The organism is Micromonospora sp. Utrum1, from assembly GCF_057197805.1.
This window is the reverse complement of sequence record NZ_CM170071.1, coordinates 4,286,772-4,313,157: the sequence shown is the minus strand read 5'-3', so window position 1 is coordinate 4,313,157 and position 26,386 is coordinate 4,286,772. Positions and strand designations below refer to the sequence as shown.

Below are 26,386 nucleotides of genomic sequence, written 5' to 3'. Positions count from 1 at the left end.
CGGGTCACCGCCGCAGCCGGATCTCCGCGGGATCCCGGTCGCTGCGCAGCCCCTTCCAGGAGGGGTGGCGGAGCCGGCGGTCCGGGGTCCAGGACCGGAAGGTGACGTCGCCGACCAGCACCGGGTCGACCCAGACGGCGTGGCGGGCCTGCTCGCGCGGCACCGGGTCGGCGAAGGGCGGGTCGGGCCGGGTCAGCGGCTCCAGGCGGCCCGCCAGGTCGCGCAGCACGGTCTGGGTGAAGCCGGTGCCCACGTGCCCGATGTACTGCAGCCGGTCGTGCTCGTCGTACATGCCGAGCAGCAGGGAGCCGATGGTGCCGGCCCGGCGCCCGGCGCCCGGCTTCCAGCCGCCCACGATCACCTCGACGGTCTCGTTCAGCGGCACCTTGACCCACGCCGAGCCCCGGCGGCCCGGCTCGTACGGCGAGCGGAGCTGCTTGGCGACCACCCCTTCCAGGCCGAGTTCGGCCGCCGCCGTGGCCAGGTCCCGACCGGCCTCGCCGGTCCAGTAGGGCGGCGTCTCGACACTCTCGCCGCTGAGCCCCAGTTCCTCCAGCGCGGCGCGGCGTTCCGTGTACGACAGGCCCGTGGTGTCCCGCCCGTCGAGGTGCAGCAGGTCGAACAGGTAGTAGCGGACCGGAGTCGAGGCGACCAGCGTGGCGGCCGGCGCCCGCACGTGCATCCGGCGCTGGAGCGCGGAGAAGCTGGGGCGGCCGCCGGCGTCGAGCGCCACGATCTCGCCGTCGAGCACCGCACGCCGCCCGGCCAGCAGGTCGGCCAGCTCGCCCAGCTCCGGGTACGCCCGGGTGACGTCCCGGTCGTTGCGGCTGAGCAGCCGCAGCCCGCCGTCGACGTACGCCACCGCGCGGACCCCGTCCCACTTGAACTCGTACCCCCAGCCGGGCCCGGTGGGCAGCGCGCCGGCGCCGGCGAGCATCGGCGGCACGAGCGTCGGCATCCTGGCGGCCACGTCCCGATCATGGCCGTCGCGGCCCGGGCGGACGCCCGTTTCCGGTCTTTTGCCCGGACGAGTGGGGAGCGCGGTCGTTTGTGGGGGTCGCCGGTGGGTAGCCACGCGGTCACCGGGACGGAAGGACCGACGATGGCGGAGCTGGAGTTCGTGGCGAAGGTGGCCGCACGGGCGGGCGTGCCGGCGGAGACCGCGCGATCCCTGACCGAGGCCACCCTGCGCACCCTCGCCGAGCGGATCAGCGGCGGCGAGGCGGCGGACCTGGCCGACCACGTGGCGCACGAACTGCGCCCGCTGCTGGCCCGGGCCCGCCCGGAGGAGCCGGAGGCGTTCGGCTACGACGAGTTCCTGCGCCGGGTGGCCGACCGCGCCGGGACGGCGCCGGACCTGGCCGAGCGCGGTGCGCGGGCCGTGCTGCAGACCCTGCACCGGGTGGTCGGGCACATGGAGTTCGAGCACGCGCTGGCGCAGTTGCCGCGGGAGATCGGGGAGCTGGCTCAGCCGTTGCCCCGCACGCCCTGACCGGCCGCCGGGATGGCCGAAACGCCCGCCGGCGGCTCCCCGTGGGGCGTCCGGTCGGCCGCTAGGTTGGGCTGATGACCGCCCTGAGCTTCGACCGCCACCGCGCCGAGATCGTCGCCCAGAGCGACCTTCTCCGCACCCACCTCGACGGGGCCGACCTGACCACGCCGGTCGCCTCCTGCCCGGGGTGGAACGTCGGCCAACTGGCCCGGCACCTCGGCGGCGGCCAGCGCTGGGCGGCCGGGGTGGTCCGCAGCCGGGCCGAGCGGCCGCCGTCGGACGCCCACTTCCGCGACCTGGCGCCCTACGCCCGGGAGGAGCCGGCGGTGGTCGGCCCCTGGCTGGTGGAGAGCGCCGCCGCCCTCACCGACGCGCTCGGTGAGGCCGGCCCCGACGTGGCCACCTGGACGCCGCTGCCGGTGCCGGCCGCCGGGGTGTTCTGGGCGCGCCGGTTCGCCAACGAGACGCTGCTGCACCGTGCCGACGCCGCCCTCGCGCTGGGCGTGGACTTCGCCGTCGACCCGGCGGTGGCGGTCGACGCGCTGGACGAGTGGATGGAGCTGGGCTCCCTGCCGCAGATGCTGGACATCTATCCGCACCGGCGCGACCTGCTCGGCCCGGGCCGCACCCTGCACTTCCACGCCACCGACGTGCCCGCCGAGCTGGGCGCGGAGTGGCTGGTGGACCTCACCGGGGACACCCTCGCCTGGCGGCGGGCGCACGAGAAGACCACCGTGGCGGTCCGCGGCCCGGTGACCGAGCTGCTGCTGATGATCTACCGGCGGCGCCCGGTCGACACCGAAGTGGTCGAGGTCCTCGGCGACGCGACGCTGCTGGACCGCTGGCTGGCGGGGGTCGCGTTCGGCTGAGCGGGCGTCGCCGACCGCGCGAGGTGATGCGTGGTCAGCCCACCGGGTCCGGTTCGGTCGTCTGCTCCCACATCGACTTCATCTCGTCGAACGCCTGCTCCATGATCTGCACCATGGCGCGGCGGGCCGCTTCGCCGTCGCGGCGCTGGATCGCCGAGGCCACGTCGGCGTGCAGCTGCAGCGCCTGCTGGTCCGGGTGGTGCGGCATGAGGTGGTAGTGGTGCCGGCCGGTGAGCACCTCGGCGACCAGTTCCCGGAGCTTGCCGAACATCTCGTTGCCGGAGGCGGCCAGGACCCGCCGGTGGAACTCGATGTCGAGGCGGAGGAACCGGTCCTCGTCACCGGCCTGGCCGGCGGCCCACATCTTCGCCGCGATCCCGACCAGGTCGCTGGCGTCGTCGGGGGAGATCCGGCCGGCGGCCAGCCAGGCGGCGTGCGGCTCGACCGCGGTCCGCAGCTCGGTGATCGAGCGGAGCTGCGCCATCCGCCCGGCGGAGGCGAGCCGCCAGCGGATCAGCTGCGGGTCGAAGACGTTCCACGCCTCGGCGGGTCGGATCATGACGCCGACCCGGCGCCGCGTCTCGATGAGGCCCATCGACGCGAGCACCCGGAGGACCTCGCGGATCACCGACCGGGAGACCGCGTGCCGGTCGACGAGCTCGTCGATGTTGAGCACCGAGCCGGCGGCCAGTTCGCCGCCGCAGACGGCCGTGCCGAGTTCGTCGAGTACGCGGGCGTGCAGCCCGGTCTCGCCCCCGGAGGAGGAGTGATCCACGGGTCGGAGCATATCAGTTGGCAATCAACCCTTGAATAAATCCGCTTTTTCGGCCTAGCATCCGGTCGTTAAGCGGACGTTACAGCGTTGTGGCGCTCTTCCCCCGGGGCGGCGACCACGAGAAAAGGAGAGATGACGTGCGACGTCGATCGATATTCGGTACGTCTCTGGCCGTGGTCGTCGCCATGGGCCTGGCCGCCTGCGGCGGCGGTGGTGACGACAGCGGCGCGTCCAAGACGGTGCGGGTGACGCTCGCGAACCACGTCTGGACCGAGAACATCAAGGCGGCCCTGCCCGAGTTCGAGAAGCAGACCGGGCTCAAGGTCGAGATCACGCAGCTCGGCGAGGACCAGCTCTCCGACCAGTACAACGTCAAGCTCAACGCCGGCTCGTCCGACCTCGACGTGATGATGTACCGGCCCCTCCAGGAGGGGAAGCTCTTCGCCAAGAACAAGTACCTGGCCGACCTCTCCGACCACGTGAAGTCCAACAAGGACTGGGACTACTCCGACTTCCAGTCCGGCCCGGTCGAGGCCACCAGCTACGAGGGCAAGCCGGTGGGCGTGCCGATCATCACCGAGCAGGAGGTCCTGTACTACCGCAAGGACCTGCTCGCCAAGGCCGGCCTGAGCGCCCCGCCGAAGACCCTCGACGAGCTGAAGACCGCGGCCGCGAAGATCAAGGCCAGCGTTCCGGGCACCGCGGGCTTCGTCGCCCGGACCGGCAAGTCGCCGGCGGTCACCCAGTTCTCCAGCTTCCTCTACAGCTTCGGCGGCGACTTCGTCGACGGCAGCGGCAAGGCGACCGTCAACAGCGACGCGGCCAAGCAGGCGTACGCCTTCTACGGCGGCCTGATCAAGGACTCCGGCCCGGCCAACGTCAGCACCGACATGAGCTGGCCCGAGGCGATGGCCATCTTCACCCAGGGCAAGGCCGCCTTCTACACCGAGGCCAACTCGCTCTACAAGAACGCCACCGACCCGGCCAAGTCCAAGGTGTCCGACACCGTCGGCTTCGCGCCGTTCCCGGCCGGCCCGGCCGGCTCCAAGCCGTACAACATCCCGTCGTGGGCGCTGGGCATCAACGACGCCTCGAAGAACAAGAGCAACGCCTGGAAGTTCGTCGAGTGGGCCACCGGCAAGGAGCAGACCCTCGCTCAGCAGAAGGCGGGCGTGCCGAGCGCGCGTACCTCGGTCTGGGCCAACCCGGAGGGCACCGCGAACTACCCGAAGGACCTGGTCGAGGCCATCAGCGCGAGCACCAAGGGCGGCGTCGCCCATGACCGGCCCGTCGTGGTGAAGGTGGGCCAGGCCCGCGAGCTCGTCGGCCAGCCGATCGTCGACGCGATCACCGGCAAGGACCCGGCGGCCGCGGCCGACACCGCCAACGACGCCTTCCAGAAGTTCCTGGACGACGAGGCCAAGTAACACGCGCGCGGGTGGTGGGGCGCTCGCCCCCCACCCGCGTACCCCTGTCGGTCCGCCCACCCCGGAGATCTCATGGCAACCGTCACCACCCCCAGCCGCGCGCCCGGCGGCGCCGGCGTCATGCCCGACACGCCCGGCTGGGCGCGCTGGGCCAACGATCACCGCAAGTGGCTCTTCGCCGCGCCCGCGATGGCCTTCGTCGGCGCCCTGATCGTGATCCCGCTGGGCTGGACCGCCTGGCTCAGCTTCACCGACGCCGAGGGGTCCGTCCGCGCCGAGAGCGAGTTCGTGGGCTTCCAGAACTACCTCGACGTGCTGTCGGACACCGACCGGTTCTGGCCTGCGGTCGGCCGTACCGCCGGCTTCACCCTCGTGGCGCTGCTGTTCGAGGTGGTCCTCGGCATGGCCATCGCGCTGCTGCTGTGGCGGCCGTTCAAGGGCCAGAAGTGGGTCCGGGTCGCTATCCTCATGCCGCTGGTCGCCACCCCGGTCGCCGTCGGCATGATGTGGCGGCTCATCTTCGACCCGAACATCGGCCTGGCCAACCAGGTGCTCGGCTGGTTCGGGATCGGCCCGCAGCCGTGGCTTGCCGGCCAGCACTCCGCCCTGCCCACCACGATCTTCATCGACGTGTGGCAGTGGACGCCGATGGTGGTGCTGATCCTGCTCGCCGGATTGAGCTCGCTGTCCGAGGAGCCCCAGGAGGCGGCGCGGATCGACGGCGCCAGCACCTGGCAGCGGTTCCGCCACGTCACCCTGCCGCTGCTGATGCCCACGGTGATCGTCGCGATCCTGCTGCGTGGCATCGACGCGCTGAAGACCTTCGACATCCTCTACGCCACCAAGGGCCGCGGCGGCGGCTCCTTCCACGAGGTGGAGACCCTCAACGTGTACGCCTACGGGCTGAGCTTCGACTACAACGAGTACGGCGTCTCGTCCACCGTCCTCATCCTCTTCTTCCTGATCATCATCGGGTCGATGTGGGCCCTGACCGCCCGGCGCAAGGAGGCCAAGCGATGAAGGCCAGTCCCGCGTACCGGGTGTTCCGGGTGGTGGCCCTCGTCGTCGTGGTGCTGTCGCTGGTCACGCCGCTGCTGTGGATGATCGCCGCGTCGTTCAAGACCAACGTCGACATCTACGACACCGGCAAGGCGCTGGTCTTCTCGCCCACCCTGGACAACTACGCGACCGTGCTCAAGCAGTCGCACTACGTCCAGTTCATCGGCAACAGCCTGTGGGTGGCGTTCGCCGCCACCGTGCTGTCGTTGATCCTCGGCGTCCCGGCCGCCTACTCGATGAGCCGCTTCAACATGAAGAAGTCGGCCCTGGTGGTGCTGATGGCCCGGGTCATCCCCGGCGTCTCGCTGCTGGTGCCCTGGTACTACGTCTTCTCCAACCTGCAGCTGGTCGGCGGCTTCACCGTGCTGATCCTCAGCCACATGTTCGTCTCGCTGCCGCTGATCGTCTACATCATGATGGGCTTCTTCGACGGCCTTCCCGAGGAACTGGAGGAGGCGGCGCTGGTCGACGGGCTCACCCACATCGGCGCGTTCCGCCGGGTCACCCTGCCGTTGTCCGTGCCGGGCATCGCCACCGCCGGCATCCTGTCCTTCATCTTCTCCTGGAACAACTTCATGTTCGCCCTGGTCCTCTCCGGCGCGGACACCAAGACGCTGCCGGTGGCGATCTTCGACTTCGTCGGCTACGCCAGCATCGACTGGGGCGGCCTGATGGCCGCGGCCACCGTGGTCACCCTGCCGATCATGGTGATCGCCCTGTTCGTGCAGAAGTACGTGGTCTCCGGCCTTACCGCCGGCGCGACGAAGGGCTGAGCACCGTGACCACCATCGCGCGCATCGAGACCTTCCTGGTCGCGCCCCGCTGGCTCTTCGTCCGGGTGGAGACCGGGTCCGGCATCGTCGGCTGGGGCGAGGCCACCTGCGAGGGGCGCTCCGAGACCGTCCGCGCCGCGGTCGACCAGCTCGCCGAGCTGCTGATCGGCCGGGACGCGTTGCGCATCGAGGACCACTGGCAGGTGCTGACCAAGGGGTCGTTCTACCGGGGCGGGCCGATCCTGGCCAGCGCCGTGGCCGGCCTCGACCAGGCGCTCTGGGACATCGCCGGCAAGCACTGGGGCGCGCCCGTGCACCAGCTGCTCGGCGGCCCGGTCCGGGACCGGATCCGGGTGTACGGCTGGGTCGGCGGCGACGAGCCCGGCGAGGTCCGCGACCAGATCAGCGCCGCCGTCGAGACCGGCCTCACCGCGGTCAAGATGAACGCCTCCGGCCGGATGAGCGCGGTGGCCTCGGTGGCCGAGCTCGACGGGGTGGTCCAACGGGTGGCCGCCGCCCGCGAGGTGCTCGGTGAACACCGGGACGTGGCGGTCGACTTCCACGGCCGGTTCAGCCTGGCCAGCGCCCGCCGGGTCGCCCCGCTGCTCGAGCCCTACCGGCCGTTCTTTTTGGAGGAGCCGGTGGTGCCGGAGAACTCGCACCTGATCGGCGAGTTCGTCCGCTCCACCACCACGCCGGTGTCCACGGGGGAGCGGCTCTACAGCCGGCAGGAGTTCCTGCCCGTCCTCCAGGCCGGCATCGCGGTCGCCCAGCCGGACCTCTCGCACGCCGGCGGCATCACCGAGGTCCGCAAGATCGCCGCGCTCGCCGAGGTGTACGACGTCCAGCTCGCCCCGCACTGCCCGCTCGGCCCGATCGCCCTCGCGGCCTGCCTCCAGGTCGGCTTCGCCACGCCGAACTACCTGATCCAGGAACAGAGCATCGGCATCCACTACAACCTCGGCGCCGAGGTGCTCGACTACTGCCTCGACAAGACGCCGTTGACCTTCGTGGACGGATACGTCGAGCGGCTCACCGGGCCCGGCCTGGGCATCGAGATCGACGAGGCGGCGGTGCGCGCCGCCGACAAGCGCGGCCACGCCTGGCGCAGCCCCATGTGGCGGCACCGGGACGGCTCCTACGCGGAATGGTGACCAGATGACCCTCGACCTCACCGCCGAACTCGCCGCCACCCGCCTGCTGGCGGTCATCCGCGGCACCGACGCGGCCGCCGCCATCGCCACCGGCACCGCACTGCTCGCCGAGGGCGTCCGCGTGGTCGAGGTGGCGCTGACCACGCCCGGGGCGCTCGACGCCATCGCCGCGATCCGGGCCGCCGCCCCGCCCGGCTCCCTGGTCGGCGCGGGCACCGTGCTCACCCCGGCCGCCGTCGCCGACGTGGCCGCGGCCGGCGCGCAGTTCGTCGTCACCCCGGCCGTCGTCGACTCCATCGGGGAGGCGGCCCGCCGCGGGCTGCCGGTGGCGGCCGGCGCGCTCACCCCCACCGAGGCGTACGCGGCGGTCCGGGCGGGAGCCGCGGCCGTGAAGCTCTTCCCGGCCTCGCTGGGCGGGCCCGCGTACCTGAAGGCGCTGCGCGACCCGTTCCCGGACATCCCGTTCGTCGCCGTCGGTGGGGTGGGGCTGGCCGAGCTGCCCGGCTACCTCGCCGCCGGGGCGATCGCCGTCGGCGTCGGCGGGCCGCTGGTCGGCGACGCCGCCTCCGGCGGGGACCTCGACGCCCTGCGCGCCCGGGCGCGCGCCTACGTCGCCGCCGTCGCATGACCGTCGACCTGCTCACCTTCGGCGAGGCGCTGGTCTCGCTGCGCTCGGCCGGGCCGCTCACGGCCGGTGGCGCGCTCACTCCGCACCTGGCCGGGGCGGAGTCCAACGTGGCCGTCGGGCTGGCCCGGCTCGGCCACCGGGCGGCCTTCGCCGGCCGGGTCAGCGGCGACGAGCTCGGCGGCTTCCTGCTGCGTCAGCTCCGCGCCGAGGGCGTCGACGTGACGCACGTGGTCCGCGACCCCGAGCGCCCCGCCGGGCTGATGTTCCTGGAACGGCGCACCGCCGACCTGACCCGGGTGCTCTACCAGCGCGCCGGCTCGGCCGGGTCGGCGCTGGGCGTCGACGACCTGCGGCCCGCCCTGGCGGCCGGCGCCCGGGTGCTGCACCTGACCGGGATCACCCCGGCGCTCTCCGATTCCGCCCGGGCGGCCACCGCGTGGGCGGCCGAGACCGCCGCCCGGGCCGGCACGCTGGTCTGCCTCGACGTCAACCACCGGGCGAAGCTCTGGTCCCGGGACGCGGCGCGGGCCGTGCTCACCCCGCTCGCCGGGTACGCCTCGGTGGTGGTCGCCTCCGCCGACGAGCTGGACCTGGTCGGCGCGGCCGGCGCCGACGAAGAGACGCTGGTGGCCGGGCTGCTGGCCCGGGGCGTGTCGACCGTGCTGGTGAAGCTCGGCGGCGACGGGGCCCGCGCGTACACCCGGGAGGGCCGCCGGGACGCGGCGGCGCTGCCCGTGACGGCGGTCGACACCGTCGGCGCGGGGGACGCCTTCACGGCCGGCTACCTCTCCGGCCACCTGGACGGCCTCGACCTGGCCGGGCGGCTGCGCCGCGCGGTCACCCTCGGCGCCTTCGCCGTCGCCGGATCCGGCGACTGGGAGGCCCTGCCGCGCCGGGACGAGCTGTCCCTCCTGGACGACCGGCAACCCGGCAGCACCCTTCGCTGACCCACCCCGAAGAAAGGCACCCGCGTGAAGATCGTCGCAGCGGACGTCGTCGTCACCAGCCCGGACCGCAACTTCGTCACCCTCAAGATCACCACTGACGAGGGGCTCACCGGGCTGGGCGACGCCACCCTCAACGGCCGGGAGCTGGCCGTCGCGTCCTACCTGGCCGACCACGTCGTCCCCCTGCTGATCGGGCGGGACCCGCACGGCATCGAGGACACCTGGCAGTTCCTGTACCGGTCGGCCTACTGGCGGCGCGGGCCGGTCACGATGGCGGCCATCGCCGCCGTCGACGTCGCGCTCTGGGACATCAAGGCCAAGGCCGCCGGGATGCCGCTCTACCAGCTCCTCGGCGGCGCGTCCCGGACCGGGATCATGGCGTACGGGCACGCCTCCGGACGGGACCTGCCCGAGCTGTTCGACTCCATCCGCGCCCACCTGGAGCTGGGGTACCGGTCGATCCGGGTGCAGACCGCGGTGCCCGGCATCAACGCCGTGTACGGCGTCGCCGCCCAGCCCAGCATCGACGGCAAGCGGTACGACTACGAGCCCGCCCAGCGCATCCCGCTGCCCGCCGAGGAGGACTGGGACACCCGCGCGTACCTGCGCCACCTGCCGGCCGTGTTCGAGGCGGTCCGCAACGAGTTCGGCCCCGAGCTGCCGCTGCTGCACGACGGCCACCACCGGATGACCCCGATCCAGGCCGCGAAGCTCGGCAAGGCGCTCGAACCGTACGACCTGTTCTGGCTGGAGGACTGCACCCCGGCGGAGAACCAGGAGGCGTTGCGGCTGGTCCGGCAGCACACCACCACCCCGCTCGCCATCGGCGAGGTCTTCAACACCGTGTGGGACTACCAGACGTTGATCCGGGAACAGCTGATCGACTACGTCCGGTCCGCCGTCACCCACACCGGGGGCATCACCGCGATGCGCAAGCTGCTCGACTACGCCGCCCAGTACCAGATCAAGTCCGGCATCCACGGCCCGACCGACATCTCGCCGGTCGGCATGGCCGCCGCGCTCCACCTGGACCTGGCCATCCACAACTTCGGCATCCAGGAGTACATGCAGCACGGCCCGCTCACCAACGAGGTGTTCCGCCAGTCGTTCACCTTCACCGACGGCTACCTGCACCCGGGCGAGCAGCCCGGCCTCGGCGTGGAGCTGGACGAGGAGGCGGCGGCCCGGTACCCGTACCAGCCGGCGTACCTGCCGTTCAACCGGCTCAAGGACGGCACCGTCCATGACTGGTGAGCGGCCGCCCACCCGGCACGTCGTGGTGATGGGCGTGTCCGGGGCGGGCAAGACGACGGTGGCCCGGGGGATCAGCGAGCTGACCGGCCTGCGCTTCGCCGAGGCCGACGAGTTCCACTCGGCGGCCAACGTGGCCCGGATGCGCGCCGGCGTCCCGCTGGACGACGAGGACCGCTGGCCCTGGTTGCGCGCCCTGGCCGGGTGGATGGCGGACCGGCACGCCGAGGGGGTGTCCACCGTTCTGACCTGCTCGGCGCTGAAGCGGGCGTACCGGGACGTGCTGCGGCAGGGGCCGGCGGACGTGGAGTTCCTGCACCTGGACGGGGCGGCCGAGCTGATCCGGGACCGGTTGGACCGGCGGGTCGGGCACTACATGCCGGCGAGCCTGTTCGACTCGCAGCGGGCGATCCTGGAGCCGCTGGGACCGGACGAGTCCGGCGTGGTGCTGGAGGTGGCGGCGCCGCCGGACGAGCTGGTCAGGGCGGCCGTCGGGCGACTCGGCCTGCCGTTGCGCGCCGCGGTCGCCGGCCGCTGACGGGCGGTCAGTCCGGGAGGGCGTCCAGGTAGACCCAGCGGCCGTCCTCCCGGACGAACCGGCTCCGCTCCTCCAGCGTGCCGGGCCGGCCGGCCTCCCGGTAGTGCGCGCGGAACCGGACGGTGCCCTCGGCGTCGAACAGGCCGCCCCGGTCGGTGTCGAGCACCTCCAGCCGGGTCCACCGGGTGGCCGGGTCCGGCCGCAGGCGGGCCGGCCGGGTGCGGGAGTGCCAGCTGCGCAGCAGGTGGTCGGTGTCGCCCACGGCGAAGGCGCTGTACCGGGAGCGCATCAGCGCCTCGGCGGTGGCCGCCGCCGAGACGCCCCGGTGGATCGGGCCGCAGCAGTCCGGGTACGGCAGGCCGGAGCCGCACGGGCAGGGCCCGCCGGTCGGGTCGGCCGCGCTCCGGCGGGCACCACGTTTCGCCACCCGGTCATTCTCGCCGACGGCTCACCGGGCGCTCGTCCGGGCCGTCCGCCGGGTGCCGAACGACTCCATGGTGGTCGCCTTCTTCGCCGGCGTACGCGTCTCGGCCACCCGGCGGGCCTTGGCGGCGCGGTCGGCGGCCTTCTTGACGGTGGCGGCGTGGGCCGTGCCCTTGGGGGCCGGGGTCCGCTTGGCCGTGGTCCGCGTGGCCGGGGCCTTCTTCACCGTCGACCTGGTGCCGGGCGCCCTCTTGGCGGGGGCCTTCGCGGCGGTGGCCTTCTTCGTCGTGGCCTTCGTGGCGGGAGCCTTCTTGGCCGCGGCCTTCGCGGCGGGGGCCTTCTTCGCCGCGGTGGTGCTCTTCTTCGCGGCGACCGCCTTCGCGGTGGGCCGCCGGGTGGGCGTCGCGGTGGTGGCCGAGGTGTCCTTCTTCCGCGCCACCCGCGCGGTGGTCGCGGTCGGCTTCTGCCCGGGGGCCTTGGCCGCGGTCGTCCCGGTCGCCCGCCTGGTGGCGGTGGCGACCTTCTTCGCCGCGGCCTTGTTCGGCATCGGGGCCTTGCGCGCCCCGGTGGCTTTCCTGGCGCTGCTCGGTCTGGTGGCCGCCTGGGCCATCGTTCCTCCTCGCGGTCCGCCGCGGCCTGGACGGGTGGTGGGCGCGTCCGGCGACGTCGGGCCGGCCGGCCCGCGCGGCGCGCGTGTCTTCCCACCGCGCCGGGTGGTCAAACCCGGCGCGGACGACCCGTCGATTGGCTCAGTCATCGGCCCGTGGATTGGCTCTGCTGATAGGCCACTTGGCGGCCTACCGTCGACACGGCAACCGACACCTCCGAAGGGACCGAGACGACGATGCCCACCGCCGACATGTGGTTCGACCCGCGCTGCCCGTGGGCCTGGAACGCCTCCCGCTGGCTGCTGGAGGTGGAGCGGGTGCGCAGCGTGCCGATCCGCTTCCACGTGATGAGCCTGTCCCTGCTCAACGAGGGGCGCGAGGGGCTGGAGGAGTGGTACCGGGAGTGGCTGAAGCCCGGCCTGGGCCCGGTCCGGGTCTGTGTGGCCGCCGAACAGAAGTACGGCCCGGAGGTGCTGCGCGACCTCTACACGGCGCTCGGCGAGCGGATCCACCACGAGCGCGCCCCGATCGGCCGGGAGCTGTACGTGGCGGCGCTGACCGAGGTCGGCCTGCCCGCGGAACTGGCCGACGCCGCCGACACCACCGACCACGACGAGGCGCTGCGGGCCAGCCACCACGCCGGGCTTGCGCCGGTCGGCGAGGACCTCGGCACGCCGACCATCCACGTCACCCACGCCGACGGGCGGGTGCACGCGTTCTTCGGGCCGGTGCTGGCCCCGATCCCGCGCGGCGAGGAGGCCGGCCGGCTCTGGGACGGGGTGCTGCTGGTCTCCGGCACCGACGGGTTCTTCGAGCTGAAGCGGGCGCGCACCCGCCGGCCGATCGAGCACTGAGCCGTGTCCGGTCGCCTGCTCCCCGCGCCCGGATCCGCATGACCCGGCCGCGGCGGGTGGGGCACCCCACCCGCCGCGGCCCGCGTCTCAGACCCCGATCCGGGACCAGTCACCCCAGATCGCGAACGTCATACCCCGGCTCGCCTGGATGTTGACGAACAGGGTGTGTCCGTCCGGGCTGAAGGTGGAGCCGGCGAACTCGTCGTTGGACCGGTCCGCTCCGGTGCTGCTGACCAACCGGTTCAATGCGATGTCGAACAACTCGCCGCGTGGGGTGAGCCCCCGGACGTAGTTGTCGTTCACGTTGTCCTCGCAGACCACCAGTGTGCCGCGCGGGCTGGTGCTCACGTTGTCCGGGAAGTCCAGCACATCGGGCCCGGGCGACTCGTACAGCAACCGCAGCACCTGCGCCCGGCAGTCGTACGCCCACACCTGGCCGTGCCCGTTGCCGTATCCGTCGGCGACGGGGCCGGTCGAGGTCTCCGCTGGGCCACCGCCCTGAGTGGCGGTGAAGTAGACGACGCCGTCGTCGTACGCCGACCCCTCCAGGCGGGAGAAGTAGGCGGCGCCCCGGTCCCAGCCCTGCCGCGAGACATACGTCAGCGCCTGGTCGTTCGTCGTCGGCGCGACCTGACCGGGGGTGTACGGGAATCGCGGTGCCGGGTCGTCGATGTCCACCCACTGCACCGGGTACGTCGCGTGCGGCCGCTGCCCCGCGGCCAGGTTCAGATTGCGGCGGCCCCGCACCGCGAGCATCTGCAGCCGGCCCCCGTCGGCCAGCCGGCCGGACTTCATCGGGTCCGCGGGGGGCGTGTACCGGTAGAAGCCGGACGGGAAGCCGAAGTTGTCCTCGGTCAGGTACAGGTGCCCGCCGCGCGGGTCGTAGGCCACCGACTCGTGCGCGAACCGGCCGGCGGCGGTGACCGGCGCCCGGTCCGACTGCCCGTCCGCGGGTACCTCGTAGATGAAGCCGTGCGGCTGGGTGAGGGGCACGTTGGAGGCGCCGGTGAAGTCGGGGCCGACGTCCGGCCCGTTGACCGTCTCCTCGCAGGTGATCCAGCTGCCCCAGGGCATCCGACCACCGGAGCAGTTCATCATGGTGCCGTTCAGGCTGGTCCACGAGCGTCGGACCTCGCCGTAGCGGGTGACCTCGACCGTGGTGGTGCCGCCCTGCGCCATCGGGTCGTACGCCGCGGCGGGGTCGCCGAAGGCGGGGCCGGGGTTGTTCACCTCGTGGTTGCGGACCAGCCGGACGGTGCCGTCCGGCCCGCGGAAGGCGCCCATGCCGTCGTGCCGGCCGGGCAGCCGCGTGCCGTCGTCCAGCGTCACGGGGAACTCGGTGTCGTGGAACGAGCGGTACCGGAAGCCGTCGGGCAGGTGCAGGCGGACCTTGCCGTCGCGCAGGTCCGGCACCGGCCCCAGGGTCGGGTCGGGTGCCGGACGCCGGCCGACCGCACCGGCCTCGCCGCGCGCCACGAACCCGATGAACGGGCCGCCGAGGACGGCGCCGCCGGCCGCGGTGGCGGCGCCGCGCAGCAGGGTGCGCCGGTTGAGATCAGGCATCGGGGGACTCCTTTGTCGCCAGGTCTCCGTCCGTCGGGGCCGGGGACCGATCCTCCGAGTGATCCTCGTCACCTGTTCACCGCATGGCAAGCTCTCGGCACTGTCGCCAGGGCCCGGTTCAGGACCTCAGCTCCGCGTGGTCGGGCGGCTCAGGAGGCCGGCAGCTCCACCGGCAGCGGTACGGGCCGCTTCGCCACCCGGTCGTCGCCCGAGGAGCGCCCCCGCAGGTGCCGTCCCAGCCACGGCAGCAGGTGCCGCCGGGTCCAGGCCAGCTCGGCGCGGACCGCCTGGTGCCGGGGCCGGCGGGCGGCCGGCGGCAGCGGCTGCGACCACGAGTCGTCGTAGCCGGGCACGCCGGCGGTGTGCGCGAGCGCCGCGGCGATCCGCTCGTGGCCGGCGGTGTTGGCGTGCAGCCGGTCGTCGCTCCACAGTCGCGGGTCCGAGGCCACCGGGTGCGCGCCCAGGTCGAGCAGGGTGGCTCCGGTCTCGGCGGTGGCCGCGCGAACCGCCGCGTTGAGCGCCAGCACCCGGCCGCGCAGCGGGCGGGCCAGCGGCATGACCGGCGCCGGGTCGGGCAGGGTGAAGGTGAGCACGGTAGCGCCCTGGCCGACCAGTGCCCGCTGCATCGCGCGCACGTCCTCGGCCACCCGGTCGGCGTCGAACGACGGTCGCAGCACGTCGTTCATGCCGGCGACCACGGTCGCCAGGTCGGGGGCCAGCTCCAGCGCCACCGGCAGTTGCTCGCTGCGGATCCGCGCGGTGGTGCGACCGCGGATGGCGAGGTTGGCGTACTCCAGGCCGCCCTGGGCGCGAGCCACCGCGAGGGCGAACCGGTCGGCCCAGCCCCGGTAGCCGCCCGCCCCGTCCGGGTCGTCCAGCCCTTCGGTGGTGCTGTCGCCGATCGCCACGTACCGCCGCCACATCATGCGCGCCAGCCTACGAAGCCACGGCGGCTCCGGGGACACCGCCCGCGCGCCGCGACCACTAGCCTGGTGCGGGACATGAACCCGATCACCTGTGGGCGGGCCGGATGAGCCCGGCGATGAGCCCGACCCAACGCCGCCTCGACCCGGACCAGGTCCGGCGCTACGTGGCCGCGTCCCTCGGCCCGGCGCCCGGGGTGACCGGCTGCGGGCCACTGACCGGCGGGGGGTTCGCCGCCGTGTGGTGGGTGACCCTGGACGACGGGCAGACCGTGGTGCTCAAGGTGGGGCCGCCGCCGCGCGTGCCGCTGCTGCGCTACGAGCGGGACATGATCGGGGCGGAGGCCCGCTACCTGCGGCTGGTCGCGGCGCGGGCGCCGGGGGTGCCGGTGCCGCCGCTGCTGCACCACGGCCGCGACCCGGTGCTCGGCGACTGGCTGCTCACCGGCCTGCTGCCCGGCCGCACCCTGTGGGACCTGACCGAGGCCGGCGCCGAGGTGGGCCCGGTCCGGGCCGAGTTCGGCCGGGCGCTCGCCACGCTGCACGGCGTCACCGGCGACCACTACGGCTACGACGGCGGCCGGACCGGCGCGCCCACCTGGCGGGGCGCCTACACGGCCATACTGGACGACCTGCTGGCCGACGCGGCGGACTGGGCGGTGCCGCTGCCCGTGCCGGCGGCCCGGATCCGCGAGCTGGTCGACCGGCACGCCGCCGTCCTCGACGCGGTACGCCGCCCGGCGCTGCTGCACTTCGACGGCTGGGCCGGCAACGTGCTCGCCATCGACGGCCCGGACGGGACGCCCCGGCTCAGCGGGCTGGTCGACGGCGAGCGCCACCTCTGGGGCGACCCCCTGCTGGACCTGGTGTCGCCGCTGCTGTTCCGGCGCGCCGAGGACGAGCCGGACGATCCGCTCGTGCGGGCCTACCGGGCGGTCGCGCCGTTCCCGCTGGACGCCGGGGCGCGCCGCCGGCTCGGGCTCTACCGGCTGCACCTCTACCTGCTGATGACCGTGGAGATGCCCAGCCGCGGCATCACGGCCGAGTCCGACCCGTGGCGGGTGGACCGCCTCGCCGAGCTGCTCGACGCCGAGCTGTCCGACCTGGACCGGCCGCGACCGCTCAGAGCCAGCCGGAGCGCCGGAACAGCCGGTGCAGGGTGACCGCGGCCGCCGCCATCAGCAGGAGTGCGCCCGCGTAGCCGTACCGCCAGCCCAGCTCCGGCATGTGCGCGAAGTTCATCCCGTAGACGCCGGCCACCGCGGTCTGCGTCGCGGCGATCGCCGCCCACGCCGCGATCTTGCGCATGTCGTTGTTCTGCTCCACGGCGAGCTGCGCCAGCCGGGACTGGAGGATCGAGTTCAGCAGGTCGTCGTACGAGCCGATCCGGTCCACCGCCCGGGTGAGCCGGCTCTCCACGTCGGCGAACCAGCGGTGCAGCGCCGGCGGCGGGCCCTCGCCCCGCCGCTCCAGCAGCGCGCGCAGCGGCGCTTGCAACGGCAGCACCGCCCGCTTGAACTCCACCACCTCCCGCTTGAGCTGGTAGATGTGCTGGATGTCGGCGTCCCGGTCGCGGGCGAAGACGCTCTCCTCGACCCGCTCCAGGTCCCGCTCCAGGTGCCCGGCGACCTCCAGGTAGAGGTCGACCATCGGGGCGCAGACCGCGTACGCCACCGCCCACGGACCCTCGGCCAGCAGGCCCGGCCGGCGCTGCACGTCCTCCCGCACCGGGGCCAGCGCGCCGGTCGCGCCGTGCCGGACGGTGAGCGCGAACCGGTCGCCGAGAAACACCATCACGTCGCCGGTGTCGATCACCTCGGAGGTGGCGGTCAGCTCGGTGTGCTCGACGTAGCCCGCCGTGCGCAGCACCAGCAGCGTCACGTCACCGTGCCGCTGCACGGTGGGGCGGTGCCCGTCGGCGAGGGCCTGGGCCACCAGCAGCTCGTCCAGCCCGAAGGTCCGGCCGACCGCGGCCATCACCGCCGCGCCCGGCTCGTGCAGCCCGAGCCAGACGAACGCCTTCCGGGTGCGGCGGGCCCGCTCGTACGCGTCGGCGTAGTGCGGACGGCCCGGCTCCCGCCGGCCGGCCGCGTAGACCGCGCAGTCGACCACCGCGTCGGGATTGGCCCGGCGCGGTGCCGGCCCGGCCGCCTCGTCGGTGCGCCCGAGCAGGCGGGCGACGAGGCCGGGCAGCAGCTGTCCGCCCCACCGGGTCCGTGCCGCCGACCGGCCCACCGCGCACCTCCACCCGCCGAGGAACTGACGGCCTACCGTACGGCCTGCCGGCGCCGCGGCGGTGTCGGGCCCGCGTCAGCGGGCGGCGGTGGCGAAGACCACGATGTTGTCCGGGTAGTTGCCGGTGCGCGGGTCGAACCGGCCGCCGCAGGTGATCAGCCGGAGCCGGGCCTCGGCGCCCCCGCCGTACACCCGCTCGGTGGGGAAGCGCTCCTTCGGGTACGCGCCGACGCCGTCCACGGTGAACACCGCGACCCGGCCGTCGGCCCGGGTGACCTTCACGGTGTCGCCGGGACGCAGCCGGCCCAGGTCGAAGAAGACGGCCGGGCCGTGCAGCGTGTCGACGTGTCCCACCAGCACGGCGTTGCCGGCCTCGCCGGGGGTGGGGCCGCGGCGGTACCAGCCGGCGATCTCCGGATGGTCCAGCGGCGGCACCTCCAGGGCGCCGTTGTCGTCGGTGGCGACCGGGACGATGTCGGCGTCGACGCCGATGCGGGGGATGGTGACGCGGACGGGCTTCGAGCGGGGGAGCACCGGGCCGGGCGAGCCGGAGCGCTCGGCGGTCGGCGCGGCCGAGGCGCCCGGCTGGGGCGGCGGTTCCGAGGTGGTGCCGAGGCCGGCGGCGACCAGCCCGGCGCCGGTGGCGCCGGCCAGGGTGACTGCCGCGACGATGGCGGCGGTGCGGGCTCTCGACGGCCCGTCCGTCCGGTGGCGCTGCGACGACAGGGTCCCACCTCCGTCCATCGGGGACGCGTGGCCCGCGCCGGTCGGACCGGCGCGGGCACCCGCTCAGGGATGGTGTGGCGGGCCGTCAGGCGACGGCGGTCGCGCGCCGGCGGCGGCGCACCATCACGTACGTCCCGCCGGCGACCGCCGCGGCGGCCAACGCGCCGCCTGCGACCAGCACGCCGGTGTCGCCGTCCCGGCCGCCGGCGCCGGCCTGCGCGCCGCCGATCGGGGTGACCGTGAAGCTGGCCGTGCCGCCGTTGCTGCCGTCACCGCAGGTGGCGGTGACCGTGTACGTGCCGAGGGTGAACCCGGCGGTGAAGAGTTCCGCGCTCAGCCCGCCGCCCGCCGCGGCGGTGGTGGACCTGACGTTCTGGTCCCGGTTCGGACCGGTGACGCGGAAGATCGCGTCGCCCGCCTTCGGATTGCACGACGTCGTGGTGAGCACGACGGTCCCGCCGACCGGGGTGGTGGCCGGTGAGACGGTGGTGTCCGCGAGGGCGGCGGCCGGGAGCAGCAGTGTGCCCAGGCCCACGCCGACCGCCGCCGATCCGAGAACTGTCTTTGCCTTCATCCGCGTCTTCCCTCACTTTTCGTCCGCTGTCTGCGTGGGACGCCGTTCGGGTGGCCAACTCCGTGACTAGCACCGGTGTGGCCAACACTAGGAGGGTTGCGGCGGTCACTAGGCGTAATTGAGAAATCTTCGTTGCCGTCACGTGTTCCCGGTCGCTCCCGGGTGCGACGGACATGCCCGCCCACCACGGGCGGCCGGGCCGGACGGCCCGTCCCGCCTCGCGCGCGACGTCCCGTCCGGACGGTCCGTGGTGCGTCTGTCCGGTTCGACCCGGCTGTGGCCGTCCGGTCCGGCTCGGGGCGGTCCCCGGGTGGGGACCAACGGCCCTGACGGGCGCCCCCGGGGGCGCGGCACCCTGGAGGCGTGAGCACCGCGACGCGGACGTCCCGGCCGACGGCGAGCTGCCCGATCCGCCCCAGCGAACCGTGCACCCTCTGCCAGGTCGACGTCACCGGTCCGCAGGACTGCGGCCTGGTGTGGCTGGTGATGGGGGACGACGAGCTGCGCGAGGGCGTGCACCGCACCCGGCTCGACCGGCGGGTGGGTCAGCCGGGCGGCGGCTCGGGGCGGACCAGGCCCACGTCGTAGGCGAAGACCACCGCCTGGATCCGGTCGCGCAGGCCGAGTTTGGTGAGCACGGCGGAGACGTGCGTCTTCACGGTGGCGGTACTCAGGAACAGCCGTTCGGCGATCTCCGCATTGGACAGTGCCCGCGCGGCGAGCGTCAGCACCTCCACCTCGCGGGCGGTGAGGGCGGCGAGTCGCCCCCGGTCGGCGGCCCCGCCGGGCAGCCGGTCGGCGAACCGGTCGAGCAGCCGGCGGGTCACCGTCGGCGCGAGCAGCGCCTCGCCGCGGGCCACCACCCGCACCGCCTCGGCCAGGTCGGCCGGGCGGGTGTCCTTGAGGAGGAAGGCGCTGGCCCCGGCGCGCAGCGCCGCGTACACGTGCTCGTCGAGATCGAAGGTGGTGAGCATGACCACCCGGGCCGAATTGCCGCCGGACACCAGGTCCCGGGTGGCGGCGATGCCGTCCTGCCGGGGCATCCGCACGTCCATGAGCACCACGTCCGGACGGGTCCGGTTCGCCACCGCCACGGCCTCGACCCCGTCGGCGGCCTCGCCGACCACGGTCAGGTCCGGCCGGGCGTCGATGATCATCGCGAGCCCGGCGCGGATCAGAGCCTGGTCGTCGGCGATCACCACGCGGACGCTCACCGCGTCACCTCGGTTCGCGACTGCGGGGCTCGCAGGCCCGGCTCACTCCTCGCGCTCACAGTGCCACCTCGGTTCGCGACTGCGGGGCTCGCAGGCCCGGCTCACTCCTCGCGCTCACAGTGCCACCTCGGTTCGCGACTGCGGGGCTCGCAGACCCGGCTCACTCCTCGCGCTCACAGTGCCACCCCCACCGGCAGCCGGGCCTCGACGCGGAACCCGCCCGCGGGCAGCGGACCGGCCTCCAGCGTGCCGCCCAGCAGCCGGGCCCGCTCGCGCATCCCGACGATGCCCCGGCCCCCACCCGCACCCGGCCAGCGAGGCGCCGCGGTGCCGTCGTCGACCACCGCCAGGCGCAGCACCCCGTCGTCGTAGCGGACGCTGACGTCGGCCCGGGTGGCGTGGCTGTGCCGCAACGCGTTGGTCAGCGACTCCTGGACGATCCGGTACGCCGACAGCTGCACCCCGCCGGGAAGGTCCTCGGCGCCGGCGTCCCGGTCCATGGTGACCTCGATGCCGACCGCCCGGACGGCGTCGGCGAGGGCGTCGAGCTGTGCCAGGCCCGGCTGCGGCCCGTCCGGATCGGTGCCGTCGTCGGTGGCCAGCGCGTGCAGCATCGCCCGCAGTTCGGTCAGCGCCGACCGGGCCGCCGCGTTGATCGCGCCGAGCGCGGCCCGGGCCCGCTCCGGGTGCGCGTCGAAGACGTCCTCGGCTGCGGCGGCCTGCACGGCGATGACCGCCACGTGGTGGGCCACCACGTCGTGCAGCTCGCGGGAGATCCGATCCCGCTCCCGGGCAAGCACCTGCCGCTGCCGGTCGCGGCGGCGCTGGGCGTGCCCCCGTTGCAGCTCACCGAGAGCCCAGCCGAGACCCAGCGCGGTCACCGCGAACAGCAGGTCCCGCCAGCCCCCGGTGGCCAGCTCCCACGGCGTCGGGAGGAGCAGCAGCCCCAATGCGACCAGCGAGAACCGCGGCGGGCGGAGCCGGGCCACGTACGCCAGCGGCACGGTGACCAGGCCGAGCCAGCCGAGCGGGGGACAGAGCGCCTCGAGCCCGACGCCGGCGAGCGCGGCCACCGCCAGCGCGTACCCCGGTCGCCGGCGGATCCACAGCAGACAGCTGGCCTGCGCGGTGGCGAGGCCGACCGCCGCGGCGGTCCCACCCGCCGAGGCCGGAGGGGTGCCCGGGGCGAGCACGACGGTCAGGGCGACGGCGAGCATCACCGCGGCGATGCCGCCGTCGAGCAGCAGCAGGAAACGGGAGCGGGACCGGCAGTTCACGCCCGGATGCTAGGCCGCCCACCGACCCGGATTCATCGGTCGCCAGACGGAGATCTCGGCCGGACCTGGTCCCCGGGACGGAGCGCCGAACCGGTCCGCGGCGGGATCCCCGGAACCCCGGCGCGGGCCTAGTGTCCCCGGTGACCGACCTGAACTGATGGAGGTACGCACCGATGGATACCACGATCACGCCGACCAGCACCGCCGGCACCGCCACCCGTCCGGCCAGCCGCCGCCGGGACCGTGCCCTGGCGGTGCTCGCCGCCACCGTCGCCACCCTGGCCCTGTGGGTCGCCGCCGTCCCTGTGGCCGGGGTGGATCTGGTCGCCCGCAACGGCGGGACCGAGCAGAAGGTGACCCCGGTCGCGGTCGCCCTCAGCACCGTTCTCGCCGGCCTGGCGGGGTGGGCGCTGCTGGCCGTGCTGGAGCGGTTCACCGCTCGGGCACGGGCCGTCTGGACCGGCGTGGCCGGGCTGGCGCTGCTGCTGTCGCTGCTCGGCCCGCTGAGCGGGGGAGTGGGGACGACGGCGACCCTGACCCTGGTGGCCATGCACCTGTTGGCCGCCGCCGTGCTCGTCCCGCTGCTGAGGCGCACCGCCCGCCGTTGAGATGCCGGATCGGGGCTGGCGCCACGGGTGTGGGCGGCCCCGACCCGACTTCGCGCGTCCGCGCCGATGCATCTCCCTGTCCAGGGAGAATTCAGCTAGCCTCCTAGGACGCCTTAGGCAGTGTGCGGGTCGGCACGACCGAGGAGCGTCGGCTCCCGCACGGCGGGCAGGCTGGGCCGGGCTAGGGGAGGAGGCCGGCGCGGCGGGCGGCGACCACGACCTCGAGACGGGTGTGGGCGCCAAGCTTGCGCATGGCCGAGCGCAGGTAGCTCTTCACCGTCTCCGGCCGCAGCCCGAGCTGCCCGGCCACGTCCGCGTTCGTGCAGCCCAGCGCGACGCAGGCCAGCACGTCGGTCTCCCGGGGCGACAGGGTCACCGCCGCCGGCGGTCCCGGGCGGCGTACCGCGCCGGCGAGCCGGTCGGCGACGGCGTCGAGGCGGTCGCGCAATTCCGGGTCGGCGATCCGGGCCAGCAGGGCGCGCAGTTCGGCGTGCGCCTGGCGGACCTGCTCCCACTCGGGCCCGGCCGGATCCGGGCCGAGCGGCACGGCCGGCAGGGCGGCCAGCGCCGCCCGTGCGGCGTCCCGGTCCGCGAGGCGGCGTTCCAGGTCCCGGCCGGCGTCCATGGCGGCGGCCACCAGGCGGTCGCCGAGGGGCAGGCGCTGGCGTACGGCGCCGTAGAGGACCGCACGGACCTCGCGGCGTACCACCACCGGCACGGCGACCACCGAGCGCAGCCCTTCGGCGGAGACCGGGGCGTCGTACTCGTGGCTGATCGAGCGGGCCACCGGGTAGTCGTCGACCCGCAGCGGCAGCCCGAGGGCGAGCGCCTTGCCGCCGAGGCCGGCGCCGGCGTGGATGGCGAGGCCGCGCAGCGCGGTCGTGCTGGTGCCCGCCAGCTCGGTGATGGTCATCCGGGGCCGGCCGCCGGGCTGGACCAGCCCGCCGAAGGCGACCGGCAGGCCGGTGCCGCGGCGCAGGGTCAGCAGGCCGCCCCGCACCTCGTCGGCGTCGTCGCGCGGGTAGAGCGTCACCACCTGGCCACCTCCCCGCCGGCCACCCCCGTCCGGGGGTGGTGAGACCTGCGTCACTCGATCGAGGATCAGCGTACTGCGCGCGGCGACGTCCCCTCCCGGCCGCGCGCCTGGGACAGGAAGGACATCCCCATGGCCACCGCCGGCACCCAGGCCTTCCGCGAGGCGCGCGACTTCCTGCTCGCGCACCGGACGGACCACGAGATCGCGTACGAGAAGTTCCGCTGGCCCCGGCTCGACGAGTTCAATTGGGCGCTGGACTGGTTCGACGTGCTCGCCGAGGGCAACGACGACACCGCGCTGCGGATCGTCGAGGCGGACGGCGGCGAGGGCAGCTGGTCGTACTCCGAGCTGTCCGGCCGCTCGAACCGGGTGGCGAACTGGCTGCGCGCTCGCGGTGTGCGGGCCGGTGACCGGCTGATCCTCATGCTCGGCAACCAGCTCGAACTGTGGGAGACCATCCTCGCCGCGATCAAGCTGCGCGCGGTGATCATCCCGGCGACGCCGCTGCTCGGCCCGGCGGACCTGGCCGACCGCCTGGCGCGCGGCGGGGCCCGGCACGTGGTGGTCGGGGCGGAGCACGCCGGCAAGTTCGCCGAGGTGGCCGGCGACTACACCCGGATCGCGGTCGGCGCCCCGGTCGACGGCTGGCACGACTACGCCGAGGCGTACGGGGCGGACGACGTGTTCAGCCCGGACGGGCCGACCCGGGCCGACGACCCGCTGCTGCTCTACTTCACCTCCGGCACGACGGCCCGGCCGAAGCTGGTCGAGCACACCCACGCCTCGTATCCGGTGGGGCACCTGTCCACCATGTACTGGATCGGGCTGCGCCCCGGGGACGTGCACTTGAACATCTCCTCGCCGGGCTGGGCGAAGCACGCCTGGAGCAACGTGTTCGCGCCGTGGAACGCCGGCGCCACGGTGTTCGTCTACAACTACTCGCGCTTCGACCCGGCCGGCTTGATGGCCGCCATGGACCGGTGCGGGGTGACCAGCTTCTGCGCGCCGCCGACGGTGTGGCGGATGCTGATCCAGGCCGACCTGACCCAGCTCGCCCGCCCGCCGCGCAGCGTGGTCGGCGCGGGGGAGCCGCTGAACCCCGAGGTGATCGAGCAGGTCGAGGCGGCCTGGGGGGTCACCGTCCGGGACGGGTACGGGCAGACCGAGACCACCGCGCAGATCGGCAACCCGCCAGGCGCGCCGGTGAAGCCCGGCTCGATGGGGCGTCCGCTGCCCGGCTACGTGGTGCGCCTCGTCGACCCGGTCACCGGGGAGGTGGGCGACGACGGGGAGGTCTGCCTGGACCTGGCGCACCGGCCCACCGCGCTGATGGTCGGCTACCACGGCGACGACGAGCTGACCGCCACCGCCATGCGCGACGGCTGGTACCACACCGGGGACATCGCCTCCCGGGACGGCGACGGCTACCTCACCTACGTGGGGCGCACCGACGACGTGTTCAAGGCGTCGGACTACCGGGTGTCGCCGTTCGAGCTGGAGAGCGTGCTGCTGGAGCACGAGGCGGTGGCCGAGGCGGCGGTGGTGCCGTCACCGGACCCGGTGCGGCTGGCCGTGCCGAAGGCGTACGTGGTGCTCGCGCCCGGGTGGGCGCCCGGCCCGGAGACCGCGGCGGCGCTCTTCGCCCATTCGCGGGCCCGGCTGGCCCCGTACCTGCGGGTGCGGCGGTTGGAGTTCGCCGACCTGCCGAAGACCATCTCCGGCAAGATCCGCCGGACCGAGCTGCGCGCCGCCGAGCGGGACAAGCACGCCGCCGCCGACGCGCGGCCGGCCGGCGAGTACCGCGAGGAGGACTTCCGGTGAGCCTGCCCTCCTACGCCAGCGGGACCTCCGACGCCCCGCTGCTCGGCGACACCATCGGCGCGAACCTGGCCCGCGCGGTCGAGGCGTACCCGGAGCGGGAGGCCCTGGTCGACTGCCCGAGCGGCCGGCGCTGGACGTACGCCGAATTCGGCCGCGCGGTGGCTGAGCTGGCCCGCGGCCTCCTGGCGGCGGGGGTCGCCAAGGGTGACCGGGTCGGCATCTGGGCGCCGAACTGCGCGGAGTGGGTCCTCGTGCAGTACGCCACCGCCACGATCGGCGCGATCATGGTGAACATCAACCCGGCCTACCGGCGGCACGAACTGGAGTACGTGCTGAAGCAGTCCGGGGTGAGCCTGCTGGTCTCCTCGCCGGGCTACCGGAGCAGTGACTACCGGGGCATGGTCGCCCAGGTCCGGGACGCCTGCCCGGCGCTGGGCACGGTGGTCTGGCTCGGCGAGTCGAGCTGGGACGACCTGGTGGCCGGCGGGGCGGCGGTGCCGGTCGAGCGGCTGGCCGCCCGGGCGGCGGAACTGAGCTGCGACGACCCGATCAACATCCAGTACACCTCGGGCACCACGGGCTTTCCGAAGGGCGCGACGCTGTCGCACCACAACATCCTCAACAACGGCTACTTCGTGGGGGAGCTGGTCCGCTACACCGAGCGGGACCGGATCTGCCTGCCGGTGCCCTTCTACCACTGCTTCGGCATGGTGATGGGCAACCTGGCGGCCACCAGCCACGGCGCCTGCGTGATCATCCCGGCGCCGACCTTCGACCCGGCCGCGACGCTGCGCGCGGTCGCCGCCGAGCGGGCCACCTCGCTGTACGGGGTGCCGACCATGTTCATCGCCGAGCTGGCCCTGCCCGACTTCGCCGCCCACGACCTGTCCAGCCTGCGCACCGGCATCATGGCCGGCTCGCCGTGCCCGGTCGAGGTGATGAAGCGGGTCATCGACGGGATGCACATGGCCGAGGTGGCGATCTGCTACGGCATGACGGAGACCTCGCCGGTGTCCACCCAGACCCGGCACGACGACGACCTCGACCGGCGGACCGCCACGGTGGGGCGGGTGCTGCCGCACGTCGAGGTCAAGGTGGTCGACCCGGCGACCGGGGTGACCGTGCCCCGGGGCGAGCCGGGGGAGCTGTGCACCCGGGGCTACTCGGTGATGCTCGGCTACTGGGACGAGCCGGAGAAGACCGCCGAGGCGATCGACCCGGCGCGGTGGATGCACACCGGCGACCTGGCGGTGATGCGCGAGGACGGCTACCTGACCATCGTCGGCCGGATCAAGGACATGATCATCCGGGGCGGCGAGAACGTCTATCCGCGCGAGATCGAGGAGTTCCTCTACCGGCATCCGAAGATCTCCGACGTGCAGGTGGTCGGCGTCCCCGACGAGCGCTACGGGGAGGAGATCCTGGCCTGCGTGATCCTGCGCGACGGGCACGACACACTCACCGTCGAGGAGGTGGCCGAGTTCTGCCGGGACCGGCTGGCGCACTACAAGGTCCCGCGGTACGTGCGGGTGATGGACGCCTTCCCCATGACGGTCAGCGGCAAGGTGCGCAAGGTCGAGCTGCGCCACGCGGGCCCCGCCTGACCGTCAC

Annotated in this window: 28 protein-coding genes; 16 read left to right on the top strand and 12 right to left on the bottom strand. The window is 74.0% G+C overall.

Translation table 11 applies throughout. The annotated features are described in order from the left end of the window. Positions 1 to 4: 4 nt before the first annotated feature. Positions 5 to 958, bottom strand: a complete 954-nt coding sequence (gene ligD / locus AC0OLQ_RS20385) for a non-homologous end-joining DNA ligase (RefSeq protein WP_484532391.1) — start codon at positions 956 to 958, stop codon at positions 5 to 7. Positions 959 to 1,102: 144 nt separating this feature from the next. On the opposite strand from ligD, the gene AC0OLQ_RS20380 reads away from it, so the two are divergent. Both AC0OLQ_RS20380 and AC0OLQ_RS20375 read left to right on the top strand, forming a co-directional pair. After that, positions 1,103 to 1,492 carry a DUF2267 domain-containing protein gene (locus AC0OLQ_RS20380; RefSeq protein ID WP_357341749.1) on the top strand — a complete coding sequence of 130 codons (390 nt, stop codon included), beginning with the start codon at positions 1,103 to 1,105 and terminating at the stop codon, positions 1,490 to 1,492. Positions 1,493 to 1,566: 74 nt separating this feature from the next. Continuing rightward, positions 1,567 to 2,361, top strand: coding sequence for a maleylpyruvate isomerase family mycothiol-dependent enzyme (locus AC0OLQ_RS20375; RefSeq protein ID WP_484527546.1), 795 nt, complete (start codon positions 1,567 to 1,569; stop codon positions 2,359 to 2,361). Between the two features lie 34 nt (positions 2,362 to 2,395). Here the strand turns inward: AC0OLQ_RS20375 and AC0OLQ_RS20370 are convergent, their stop codons facing one another. Continuing rightward, on the bottom strand, positions 2,396 to 3,136 hold the full coding sequence (locus AC0OLQ_RS20370; RefSeq protein ID WP_357341753.1) for a FadR/GntR family transcriptional regulator: 741 nt from the start codon (positions 3,134 to 3,136) through the stop codon (positions 2,396 to 2,398). A 137-nt stretch (positions 3,137 to 3,273) separates the two neighbouring features. Here AC0OLQ_RS20370 and AC0OLQ_RS20365 point away from each other — a divergent pair, with 137 nt between their 5' ends. The 8 genes from AC0OLQ_RS20365 (at position 3,274) to AC0OLQ_RS20330 (ending at position 10,913) form a co-directional block, all read left to right on the top strand. Continuing rightward, positions 3,274 to 4,563 carry an ABC transporter substrate-binding protein gene (locus AC0OLQ_RS20365; protein ID WP_484527545.1) on the top strand — a complete coding sequence of 430 codons (1,290 nt, stop codon included), beginning with the start codon at positions 3,274 to 3,276 and terminating at the stop codon, positions 4,561 to 4,563. Between the two features lie 72 nt (positions 4,564 to 4,635). Next, positions 4,636 to 5,583 carry a carbohydrate ABC transporter permease gene (locus tag AC0OLQ_RS20360; protein WP_484527544.1) on the top strand — a complete coding sequence of 316 codons (948 nt, stop codon included), beginning with the start codon at positions 4,636 to 4,638 and terminating at the stop codon, positions 5,581 to 5,583. After that, positions 5,580 to 6,395, top strand: a complete 816-nt coding sequence (locus AC0OLQ_RS20355) for a carbohydrate ABC transporter permease (protein ID WP_357341759.1) — start codon at positions 5,580 to 5,582, stop codon at positions 6,393 to 6,395. Before AC0OLQ_RS20360 ends, AC0OLQ_RS20355 begins: the two co-directional genes overlap by 4 nt. A gap of 5 nt (positions 6,396 to 6,400) precedes the next feature. Continuing rightward, complete coding sequence (gene dgoD / locus AC0OLQ_RS20350; RefSeq protein WP_484527543.1) at positions 6,401 to 7,549, top strand: galactonate dehydratase; 1,149 nt, start codon at positions 6,401 to 6,403, stop codon at positions 7,547 to 7,549. A gap of 4 nt (positions 7,550 to 7,553) precedes the next feature. Next, positions 7,554 to 8,177, top strand: coding sequence for a bifunctional 4-hydroxy-2-oxoglutarate aldolase/2-dehydro-3-deoxy-phosphogluconate aldolase (locus AC0OLQ_RS20345; protein WP_484527542.1), 624 nt, complete (start codon positions 7,554 to 7,556; stop codon positions 8,175 to 8,177). Then, positions 8,174 to 9,124 carry a sugar kinase gene (locus tag AC0OLQ_RS20340; RefSeq protein WP_484527541.1) on the top strand — a complete coding sequence of 317 codons (951 nt, stop codon included), beginning with the start codon at positions 8,174 to 8,176 and terminating at the stop codon, positions 9,122 to 9,124. The genes AC0OLQ_RS20345 and AC0OLQ_RS20340 overlap by 4 nt, the downstream gene beginning before the upstream one ends. A gap of 24 nt (positions 9,125 to 9,148) precedes the next feature. Continuing rightward, a complete protein-coding gene (gene manD / locus AC0OLQ_RS20335; RefSeq protein WP_357341770.1) occupies positions 9,149 to 10,378 on the top strand; it encodes a D-mannonate dehydratase ManD in 1,230 nt (409 codons plus the stop codon). Further along, positions 10,368 to 10,913 (top strand): gluconokinase, encoded by a 546-nt coding sequence (locus AC0OLQ_RS20330; protein ID WP_484527540.1) that lies wholly within the window; start codon positions 10,368 to 10,370, stop codon positions 10,911 to 10,913. The genes manD and AC0OLQ_RS20330 overlap by 11 nt, the downstream gene beginning before the upstream one ends. Before the next feature lie 7 nt (positions 10,914 to 10,920). On the opposite strand, the gene AC0OLQ_RS20325 is transcribed toward AC0OLQ_RS20330, so the two are convergent. Then, positions 10,921 to 11,340, bottom strand: a complete 420-nt coding sequence (locus AC0OLQ_RS20325) for a YchJ family protein (protein WP_357341774.1) — start codon at positions 11,338 to 11,340, stop codon at positions 10,921 to 10,923. A gap of 21 nt (positions 11,341 to 11,361) precedes the next feature. Then, positions 11,362 to 11,946, bottom strand: coding sequence for a histone H1 (locus AC0OLQ_RS20320; protein WP_484527539.1), 585 nt, complete (start codon positions 11,944 to 11,946; stop codon positions 11,362 to 11,364). Between the two features lie 234 nt (positions 11,947 to 12,180). Here AC0OLQ_RS20320 and AC0OLQ_RS20315 point away from each other — a divergent pair, with 234 nt between their 5' ends. After that, positions 12,181 to 12,798, top strand: a complete 618-nt coding sequence (locus AC0OLQ_RS20315) for a mycothiol-dependent nitroreductase Rv2466c family protein (protein WP_484527538.1) — start codon at positions 12,181 to 12,183, stop codon at positions 12,796 to 12,798. Between the two features lie 87 nt (positions 12,799 to 12,885). On the opposite strand, the gene AC0OLQ_RS20310 is transcribed toward AC0OLQ_RS20315, so the two are convergent. After that, the gene (locus AC0OLQ_RS20310; RefSeq protein ID WP_484527537.1) at positions 12,886 to 14,361 is read right to left on the bottom strand and encodes a PhoX family protein; all 1,476 of its coding nucleotides are present in this window, start codon (positions 14,359 to 14,361) and stop codon (positions 12,886 to 12,888) included. A gap of 149 nt (positions 14,362 to 14,510) precedes the next feature. Next, a complete protein-coding gene (locus tag AC0OLQ_RS20305) occupies positions 14,511 to 15,287 on the bottom strand; it encodes an SGNH/GDSL hydrolase family protein (RefSeq protein ID WP_484527536.1) in 777 nt (258 codons plus the stop codon). A gap of 116 nt (positions 15,288 to 15,403) precedes the next feature. On the opposite strand from AC0OLQ_RS20305, the gene AC0OLQ_RS20300 reads away from it, so the two are divergent. Continuing rightward, a complete protein-coding gene (locus AC0OLQ_RS20300; protein WP_484527535.1) occupies positions 15,404 to 16,447 on the top strand; it encodes a phosphotransferase family protein in 1,044 nt (347 codons plus the stop codon). Here AC0OLQ_RS20300 and AC0OLQ_RS20295 read toward each other — a convergent pair. The 3 genes from AC0OLQ_RS20295 to AC0OLQ_RS20285 form a co-directional block, all read right to left on the bottom strand. Then, positions 16,407 to 17,519 carry a magnesium and cobalt transport protein CorA gene (locus tag AC0OLQ_RS20295; RefSeq protein ID WP_484527534.1) on the bottom strand — a complete coding sequence of 371 codons (1,113 nt, stop codon included), beginning with the start codon at positions 17,517 to 17,519 and terminating at the stop codon, positions 16,407 to 16,409. The two genes, AC0OLQ_RS20300 and AC0OLQ_RS20295, sit on opposite strands and share 41 nt — an antisense overlap. A 75-nt stretch (positions 17,520 to 17,594) precedes the next feature. Further along, entirely contained in the window at positions 17,595 to 18,263 is a 669-nt protein-coding gene (locus AC0OLQ_RS20290) for a class F sortase (protein ID WP_484527533.1), read from the bottom strand. A 67-nt stretch (positions 18,264 to 18,330) separates the two neighbouring features. Then, the gene (locus AC0OLQ_RS20285; protein WP_357346098.1) at positions 18,331 to 18,819 is read right to left on the bottom strand and encodes a hypothetical protein; all 489 of its coding nucleotides are present in this window, start codon (positions 18,817 to 18,819) and stop codon (positions 18,331 to 18,333) included. Between the two features lie 363 nt (positions 18,820 to 19,182). On the opposite strand from AC0OLQ_RS20285, the gene AC0OLQ_RS20280 reads away from it, so the two are divergent. Then, positions 19,183 to 19,407: a DUF6767 domain-containing protein gene (locus AC0OLQ_RS20280; RefSeq protein WP_484527532.1), complete on the top strand. Its 225-nt coding sequence runs from the start codon at positions 19,183 to 19,185 to the stop codon at positions 19,405 to 19,407. On the opposite strand, the gene AC0OLQ_RS20275 is transcribed toward AC0OLQ_RS20280, so the two are convergent. Continuing rightward, on the bottom strand, positions 19,365 to 20,033 hold the full coding sequence (locus AC0OLQ_RS20275) for a response regulator (RefSeq protein WP_484527531.1): 669 nt from the start codon (positions 20,031 to 20,033) through the stop codon (positions 19,365 to 19,367). The two genes, AC0OLQ_RS20280 and AC0OLQ_RS20275, sit on opposite strands and share 43 nt — an antisense overlap. A 173-nt stretch (positions 20,034 to 20,206) precedes the next feature. Continuing rightward, entirely contained in the window at positions 20,207 to 21,310 is a 1,104-nt protein-coding gene (locus AC0OLQ_RS20270) for a sensor histidine kinase (RefSeq protein WP_484527530.1), read from the bottom strand. 173 nt (positions 21,311 to 21,483) lie between these two features. Between AC0OLQ_RS20270 and AC0OLQ_RS20265 the strand changes: the two genes are divergently transcribed. Next, positions 21,484 to 21,918 carry a DUF6069 family protein gene (locus tag AC0OLQ_RS20265; RefSeq protein ID WP_484527529.1) on the top strand — a complete coding sequence of 145 codons (435 nt, stop codon included), beginning with the start codon at positions 21,484 to 21,486 and terminating at the stop codon, positions 21,916 to 21,918. A gap of 181 nt (positions 21,919 to 22,099) precedes the next feature. Here AC0OLQ_RS20265 and AC0OLQ_RS20260 read toward each other — a convergent pair whose 3' ends face one another. Then, on the bottom strand, positions 22,100 to 22,954 hold the full coding sequence (locus AC0OLQ_RS20260; protein ID WP_484527528.1) for a helix-turn-helix transcriptional regulator: 855 nt from the start codon (positions 22,952 to 22,954) through the stop codon (positions 22,100 to 22,102). Positions 22,955 to 23,083: 129 nt separating this feature from the next. Here AC0OLQ_RS20260 and AC0OLQ_RS20255 point away from each other — a divergent pair, with 129 nt between their 5' ends. Together AC0OLQ_RS20255 and AC0OLQ_RS20250 are read left to right on the top strand one after the other, a co-directional pair. Beyond that, on the top strand, positions 23,084 to 24,775 hold the full coding sequence (locus AC0OLQ_RS20255) for an AMP-binding protein (RefSeq protein ID WP_484527527.1): 1,692 nt from the start codon (positions 23,084 to 23,086) through the stop codon (positions 24,773 to 24,775). Next, positions 24,772 to 26,379: an AMP-binding protein gene (locus AC0OLQ_RS20250; RefSeq protein WP_484527526.1), complete on the top strand. Its 1,608-nt coding sequence runs from the start codon at positions 24,772 to 24,774 to the stop codon at positions 26,377 to 26,379. The genes AC0OLQ_RS20255 and AC0OLQ_RS20250 overlap by 4 nt, the downstream gene beginning before the upstream one ends. The last annotated feature ends 7 nt before the right edge of the window (positions 26,380 to 26,386 follow it).

Coding starts and splice junctions, on each gene's coding strand:
- ligD (WP_484532391.1), bottom strand. CDS start 958: ATGCCGACGCTCGTGCCGCCGATGCTCGCCGGCGCCGGCGCGCTGCCC.
- AC0OLQ_RS20380 (WP_357341749.1), top strand. CDS start 1,103: ATGGCGGAGCTGGAGTTCGTGGCGAAGGTGGCCGCACGGGCGGGCGTG.
- AC0OLQ_RS20375 (WP_484527546.1), top strand. CDS start 1,567: ATGACCGCCCTGAGCTTCGACCGCCACCGCGCCGAGATCGTCGCCCAG.
- AC0OLQ_RS20360 (WP_484527544.1), top strand. CDS start 4,636: ATGGCAACCGTCACCACCCCCAGCCGCGCGCCCGGCGGCGCCGGCGTC.
- AC0OLQ_RS20355 (WP_357341759.1), top strand. CDS start 5,580: ATGAAGGCCAGTCCCGCGTACCGGGTGTTCCGGGTGGTGGCCCTCGTC.
- AC0OLQ_RS20345 (WP_484527542.1), top strand. CDS start 7,554: ATGACCCTCGACCTCACCGCCGAACTCGCCGCCACCCGCCTGCTGGCG.
- AC0OLQ_RS20340 (WP_484527541.1), top strand. CDS start 8,174: ATGACCGTCGACCTGCTCACCTTCGGCGAGGCGCTGGTCTCGCTGCGC.
- AC0OLQ_RS20330 (WP_484527540.1), top strand. CDS start 10,368: ATGACTGGTGAGCGGCCGCCCACCCGGCACGTCGTGGTGATGGGCGTG.
- AC0OLQ_RS20320 (WP_484527539.1), bottom strand. CDS start 11,946: ATGGCCCAGGCGGCCACCAGACCGAGCAGCGCCAGGAAAGCCACCGGG.
- AC0OLQ_RS20315 (WP_484527538.1), top strand. CDS start 12,181: ATGCCCACCGCCGACATGTGGTTCGACCCGCGCTGCCCGTGGGCCTGG.
- AC0OLQ_RS20310 (WP_484527537.1), bottom strand. CDS start 14,361: ATGCCTGATCTCAACCGGCGCACCCTGCTGCGCGGCGCCGCCACCGCG.
- AC0OLQ_RS20305 (WP_484527536.1), bottom strand. CDS start 15,287: ATGATGTGGCGGCGGTACGTGGCGATCGGCGACAGCACCACCGAAGGG.
- AC0OLQ_RS20300 (WP_484527535.1), top strand. CDS start 15,404: ATGAGCCCGACCCAACGCCGCCTCGACCCGGACCAGGTCCGGCGCTAC.
- AC0OLQ_RS20290 (WP_484527533.1), bottom strand. CDS start 18,263: ATGGACGGAGGTGGGACCCTGTCGTCGCAGCGCCACCGGACGGACGGG.
- AC0OLQ_RS20285 (WP_357346098.1), bottom strand. CDS start 18,819: ATGAAGGCAAAGACAGTTCTCGGATCGGCGGCGGTCGGCGTGGGCCTG.
- AC0OLQ_RS20265 (WP_484527529.1), top strand. CDS start 21,484: ATGGATACCACGATCACGCCGACCAGCACCGCCGGCACCGCCACCCGT.
- AC0OLQ_RS20255 (WP_484527527.1), top strand. CDS start 23,084: ATGGCCACCGCCGGCACCCAGGCCTTCCGCGAGGCGCGCGACTTCCTG.